This window comes from Roseovarius sp. MBR-51 (genome assembly GCF_053628575.1).
Window position 1 is genome coordinate 1 of record NZ_JBRJGQ010000049.1, and the last position, 5,870, is coordinate 5,870.

Consider the following 5,870-nt stretch of genomic DNA (forward strand, 5'->3'; position numbering starts at 1 on the left):
CTTTAGCTGATAGATTGGAGAAGCGGATGACATCCAAAATCCTTGCCAGCATCAATCCCAAAATTCAACTGCCCCACACTTTACGGTACTCTCCAAGAAAGCGGCGGATGAACTCTCCGGCATCAAGGGTCATCACCCTTGGCCGGCGGCCATGGCGATAGTCACGCCAGCGGAACGTCACCTTGCCATCTGCCATGCTGACCAGACGTGAGTTGGCGACGGCGACACGATGGGTATACCGGCTCAGATAGGCCAGCACCTGTTCCGGCCCGCCAAAGGGCGGTTTGGCATAGACCACCCAGTCTTCGCGACCGGTTGATGTCATCAGCCGGTCGAAGGCCTGCGGGTCGGCGATATCGCCGAAGAACTGTAGCTGCCCGGCGTCAAAGGCGACGCGCAGCGACTGCAGAAACAGCCGACGGAACAGGCGTGATAGCACCCTGACTGGCAGAAAGAAGTTGGGGCGGCAGGCGATCCAGCGCGTGCCATCGGGTGACGGGCCACCGCCCGGAACGATGCAATGGAGATGGGGATGATAACTCAGGGTCTGCCCCCAGCTGTGTAGCACTGCAATGAGACCAATCCCGGCACCGAGATGTTTGGGGTCGGCGGCAATGATGCGCAGGGTCTCGGCGGCTGCCCGGAACAGGATTGTGTAGACGACTTTCTTGTTCTGGAAGGCTATCGATGCGATCTCGGCCGGCAGCGTGAAGACCACGTGGAAATAAGGCGCCGGCAGAAGGTCGTCTGCCCGAGCCTCCAGCCAGTCGCGCGCGACCGCGCCCTGACACTTCGGGCAATGCCGGTTGCGGCAGGAATTATAGGCGACGCGCACTGCGCCGCAGGCCCGGCAGCCCTCAACATGGCCACCAAGCGCGGCCGTGCGGCACAGTTCGATCGCCGACATGACGCGTCGTTCCACACGTCCAAGGTGACCCTCGTGAGCTTGCGTGTAGGCAGGACCATAGTGGCGAAAAATATCCGCCACCTCCAAGCCAGCAGGCATGGGATAGCCCTCAGCCGGGTGGCACCACCTCAAGGCTCAGGCGATCAAACGGGCTCTGCGTCTTCGCGATCGTTGTCGTGGCAACTTGCGTGTAGCGCGCAGTCGTCGACAGGTTGCTGTGCCCGAGCAAAACCTGAATGACGCGGATATCGACGCCGCTTTCAAGTAGATGCGTCGCAAAACTATGCCGCAAAGTGTGGACGCTGACCTTTTTGGTCAATCCCGCTGCCTTGGTCGCGGACCGACAGGTGGAATGCAGCACCTGCACATCGATGGGCTTGTCACCACGCCCAGGAAACAGCCAGTCTTTTGGTCGTGCCAAGCGCCAGTAGGTTCGCAAGATGCCGAGAAGCTGTGGCGACAACATGACTGTGCGGTCCTTGGCACCTTTGCCATGGCGGACCTGAAGCACCATCCGATCACTGTCGATATCCGCGACCTTCAAGCTGACCGCTTCCGAAGCGCGCAACCCAGCAGCGTAGGCCGTGGTTAGTGCTGCACGCGCCTTCAGAGACGGCACCGCCTCGAGGAACCGCACAACCTCATCAGCACTAAGAATGGTCGGCAGCTTGCGCGGTGTTCGCGCATAGGCGATCCGCTCGGGGATCTCCGCACGGTTCAGGGTGACACCGTAGAAAAACCGCAAGGCGCAGACCGTCTGATTGAGCGCTGGCCAGGAAATGCCCTGTGATACCAGATAGACCTGAAAGGCCCGGACATCCTCCAGACCCAGTTGATCCGGTGATCGGTTGAAGTGCCGGGCAAATTTGATCATAGCATTGAGATATGATCGCTGTGTAGCCGGCGACAGGTTGCGGAGCGTCATGTCGTCAATCATACGGCGGCGCAGCGGGCTTACCGCTGATGTGGCATTGGCCATGGGATGGTCTCCTGTTCAAAGGTTGGTCTCAGCAACCAAACCTTCTCATCAGGAGGCCATTCCCGCCAATAGTGACGCCCATCCCGCGTTAGCGGGTTCGTTCAATCCCGAATCCGATCAAGACCGACATGCTCTAGCCGCTATCCGCGCAGCGCCGCAACCTGTTCCTTGTAGACACTGGCGTCGATGGTCACGTCGATCAGCGCAGGGCCACCATGGGCATATGCCGCGCACATTGCCTCTGTCATGTCGTCGTCTGGCCCGACCTTCCAAGCCTGAATGCCCATTGCGCTGGCGATGGCGGCGTAATCGACGGGTGCGTAACTGACGCCAGCGCGATCGAGTTTTTGGACCTGCTGCTTAACGTCGATCAGCGACAGGGCAGAATCGTTCAACACCACGGTGATCACGCCGCAGCCATGCTCGGCAGCGGTGGTCAGTTCGGCCAAACACATCAGCAGCCCGCCATCTCCGGTGATTGCCACCGCCGGCGTTTCGGGGTCGTGCAGCGCCGAGGCGATGGCCGCCGGCAGCGCGTAGCCCATGGTCGACAGACCGTTAGATTTCAGCGCCCCAAAGGGAAGATCGGCGTCGATCAGCGACATGGCCGAAATCATATGCGCCCCGGCATCGACGCTGGCGCGGATCCGACCCGGCGCAGCCTCGACAATAGCGCGCGTCACCGAATGTGCAGTATGCGCGTTGCTGTTGATGGCGACGCGCTCTGTGATCGTTCTGGTCAGATCGTCGATCACATCCCCGGTCCAGTCCGAATTGCCAGTGTCTTCAGCCAACAGCGCCTCGGCCGTTGCACAAATGGGGCCAATCAGGCGCAGCGCGGGCTGGTGTAACATTCGCGGCAGGTCTGCGGTGCGGATTTCCACCACCGGCGCATCATGCGACCAGGGGCCGGCGATGAACTCCACAGGGTCCACACCGAACGTCAGGATCAGATCGGCGGCCTCGATAGCCTGAAACTCGCTGGCCGCACCGGTGAACATGCCCGCCATCCGGGGGTGGCGGTCCGGGACGACGCCCTTTGCCTTGTAGGTTGACAGAACTGGGCAATTCAGCGCCTCGGCCAACCGCAGCGCCCAGTCCGGTGCCGCGCCATAACGCGCCTCCAGCCCGACCAGCAGCAGCGGCTTGCGGCTGCGTTCGATCAGCGCGGCGGCTGCAGCCACCGTTTCGGCGGGCGGCGGGGGGTCGTCGCTCCGCCGTGCGCCGACGCTACCGGTCGCGGGGGTCACTGCCCCGGTAGCGTTGATGTTCATTTGTACCGGCCCCATCGGTGCTTGGCAGGCCAACGTCAGCGCCTCCTCCACATCGGTGATCCCGTATTCCGGGGTCAGCCGACCTTGGTGCTTGGTGATCGGCGCGAACAGCGCGTTCTGGTCATAACGCTGATGCAGCGACGACGCCGGCCCATCGGTCAGCAGCAGAAGCGGGGCCTGTTCCAGCTTCGCATAAGCGGCCCCGTTGGTCAGGCTTGCGGCCCCTGGCCCGGCACAGGCCAGCACCACGCCGGGCGTGCCCGACAGCTCGCCCGTGACGGCGGCCATGATCGACGCGGCGCTTTCACTGCGGGCCAGGATGAACTCGATACCCAGCGCCTTCGACGCGCCGATGATCGGCAGGGCCGAACCGCCGCCGGGAACGCCGAATATGCGTCGGACGCCGTGGCGTTGGAACCCCTCGGCGAGGGCTTGCGCGAGTGTTGAACGGGTCATCTTAGATGTTCCTGTATTTTTTCATGGCTTCGCTGAACGACATGCCGTTCTTCAGGTCTGTCATGGCCGCGTCGTCGTCGCGCTGGCATTTCTCGGCATGTTCAAGAATCGCGCCAACCTTTCCCGCAGGGATTGATAGCGCGCCAGAGCCGTCCGCAACGATGATGTCGCCGGGATCGACCCGGACGCCTCCAGCGGTCACCGGCACGTTTATTGCCTCGACCCGCAGTCGCGTGCGCCCGGTTGTGGGCACGATATGGCGGGAGAAGACGGGAAACTCGAACGCGATCATCTCTTCCAGATCGCGCGCGGCACCATCCACCAGCAGGCCGGCAATGCCTTTCAGTTTGGCCGCATAACTGGCCATGCCGCCCCAGGTGGAGTACCGGCAGCCACTGCCGTCGACGACAACCACATCGCCAGCTGCGGCTGCATCTATCATCGCACCGACGGCGAAATCCACCGAACTGTAGGTGCCGGGTGGGCCGACGGACAGTTGCACAGTTACCGCCGGCCCGGCGAACCGGAACCCGGGCGCTGCGGCACCGATACCGGACATGATATTGTCGAACAGGCCGAATGCGTCGAATGCATTGGCGAACGTGCTGGTTCCGATGGAGGCCAAACGCTTCATGATCTCTCCCGAAGGGCGTTCGATCTTGGTATGGTCCATGGTCCCGCCTCCCGATCGGTAAACGGGATTTTGGCAGGTTTTCCCATCAAGTCAATAAATGATACGCGTTTCACCTTGTGGAATAGATGTGCTTCTGGTAACGTTCCCGCCGTACGTTTCAACATCCGACAACCGACAGGACACCAAACATGACCGAGACCAGCTACGAAGATCTGATTTACGGTGTGAAAGACAACGTGGCGACGATCACGGTTAACCGACCGGAGCGGATGAACGCCTTTCGCGTGAATACCTACTTCGAAATGATCGACGCGTTGACCAAGGCAAGCTGGGACGACGATGTTGCGGCAATCGTGATCACCGGCGCGGGCGGGCGCGCGTTCGGGGTTGGCGGCGACAGTGGTGACAAGAAATCGGGCCGGGCCGTGCGGGGCACGCTGGGTGTGCCGGTGGAAGAGATCCATTCACTGATCCGCGACGCGCCGAAACCGATCATCGCCAAGGTGAACGGTTATGCCATCGGCGGTGGAAATGTGATTGCCACAATTTGCGATATGACCATCGCATCGGACAAATCGGTGTTTGGCCAGGTCGGGCCAAAGGTCGGCTCGGTCGATCCGGGCTTTGGCACCGCCTATCTGGCGCGTATTGTCGGCGAGAAGAAGGCGCGAGAAATGTGGTATCTCTGCCGCCGCTATTCCGCACAAGAGGCTCTGGAAATGGGTCTTGTCAACAAAGTCGTACCAGAGGAAGATCTGGACAGCGAGGTCGATGCATGGTGCGCCGAAATCGTCGAGCGAAGCCCGACCGCCATCGCCATTGCCAAACGCGCATTCAACGCCGACAGTGAGAACATCCGCGGCATCGCCAATTTGGGCTTCCAGACGGTTGCACACTACTATGCCACCGACGAAGCCAAGGAAGGCGGCAACGCGATGCGCGAGAAGCGCAAACCAGAGTTCCGCAAGGTGTTGAAACAAAGCAAATCGCAGGGATGATTCCGGCCCGCTGCCATGTCCGTAGTGAAGGATTTTGAGCCTGAGAGTGTCTCTGATCTAAGAGAGCGTCTGGATCATCTAGGGCCTTCTGTGGTGTGGATACGCCCTCCCGTCGCAAATTGGTATCATCCTCAGACACCAAGCATGAAGGAGTACAAAGGTGGCACATCTCATAGCGATAGGCCTCGCCAAGAATGTTTTTCAGCTGCATGGCGTTGATGATCGAGGGACAGCGCTCTTCCGGAAAAAACTACGCAGAGAGCAGGTGGTGAATTTTTTCAGCACGATGGAGCCGACGCAGATTGCGATGGAGGCTTGTGCGACCGCGCATTTTTGGGCGCGGGAGCTCTCGGGCTTAGGGCACACGGTGAAACTGATCGCACCACAATACGTAAAACCCTTTGTAAAAAGGCAAAAAAACGACATGGCTGATGCGGAAGCCATCGCCGAAGCTGCGCAGCGCCCGTCGATGAGATTTGTTGAACCCAAGTCCACTGAAAAACAAAGTCGTGCGACGCTATTTCGGGTACTGTCGCAAACTTTCGACTTTCTGAGTGCGCATGATATGTTAGCGTTGTCAGGGAGTTGGCAAGAGGCGGTTGGCGTGATCGAGTTTAAGGGC

At 60.4% G+C, this 5,870-nt stretch carries 5 protein-coding genes and 1 pseudogene; 2 read left to right on the forward strand and 4 right to left on the reverse strand.

All coding sequences use genetic code 11. The features are described 5' to 3' along the window. Positions 1 to 94: 94 nt before the first annotated feature. The 4 genes and pseudogenes from ACSSVY_RS22495 to ACSSVY_RS22510 form a co-directional block, all read right to left on the reverse strand. Positions 95 to 1,006, reverse strand: a pseudogene (locus ACSSVY_RS22495) (IS91 family transposase); the annotation flags it as partial. A 10-nt stretch (positions 1,007 to 1,016) separates the two neighbouring features. Continuing rightward, positions 1,017 to 1,886 carry a tyrosine-type recombinase/integrase gene (locus tag ACSSVY_RS22500; RefSeq protein WP_454272254.1) on the reverse strand — a complete coding sequence of 290 codons (870 nt, stop codon included), beginning with the start codon at positions 1,884 to 1,886 and terminating at the stop codon, positions 1,017 to 1,019. A gap of 140 nt (positions 1,887 to 2,026) precedes the next feature. Continuing rightward, positions 2,027 to 3,616, reverse strand: a complete 1,590-nt coding sequence (locus ACSSVY_RS22505; protein WP_454272256.1) for a thiamine pyrophosphate-binding protein — start codon at positions 3,614 to 3,616, stop codon at positions 2,027 to 2,029. A gap of 1 nt (position 3,617) precedes the next feature. Next, positions 3,618 to 4,289, reverse strand: a complete 672-nt coding sequence (locus ACSSVY_RS22510; RefSeq protein ID WP_454272258.1) for an RraA family protein — start codon at positions 4,287 to 4,289, stop codon at positions 3,618 to 3,620. A gap of 149 nt (positions 4,290 to 4,438) precedes the next feature. On the opposite strand from ACSSVY_RS22510, the gene ACSSVY_RS22515 reads away from it, so the two are divergent. Together ACSSVY_RS22515 and ACSSVY_RS22520 are read left to right on the forward strand one after the other, a co-directional pair. After that, complete coding sequence (locus tag ACSSVY_RS22515; RefSeq protein WP_454272260.1) at positions 4,439 to 5,248, forward strand: enoyl-CoA hydratase-related protein; 810 nt, start codon at positions 4,439 to 4,441, stop codon at positions 5,246 to 5,248. 160 nt (positions 5,249 to 5,408) lie between these two features. After that, positions 5,409 to 5,870 (forward strand): IS110 family transposase (locus tag ACSSVY_RS22520; protein WP_454272262.1); only part of this gene is annotated, 462 nt, incomplete at its 3' end.

Bases quoted from the DNA above. Each gene is read 5' to 3' on its own strand.
- ACSSVY_RS22500 (WP_454272254.1), bottom strand. From the start codon at position 1,886: ATGGCCAATGCCACATCAGCGGTAAGCCCGCTGCGCCGCCGTATGATT.
- ACSSVY_RS22505 (WP_454272256.1), bottom strand. From the start codon at position 3,616: ATGACCCGTTCAACACTCGCGCAAGCCCTCGCCGAGGGGTTCCAACGC.
- ACSSVY_RS22510 (WP_454272258.1), bottom strand. From the start codon at position 4,289: ATGGACCATACCAAGATCGAACGCCCTTCGGGAGAGATCATGAAGCGT.
- ACSSVY_RS22515 (WP_454272260.1), top strand. From the start codon at position 4,439: ATGACCGAGACCAGCTACGAAGATCTGATTTACGGTGTGAAAGACAAC.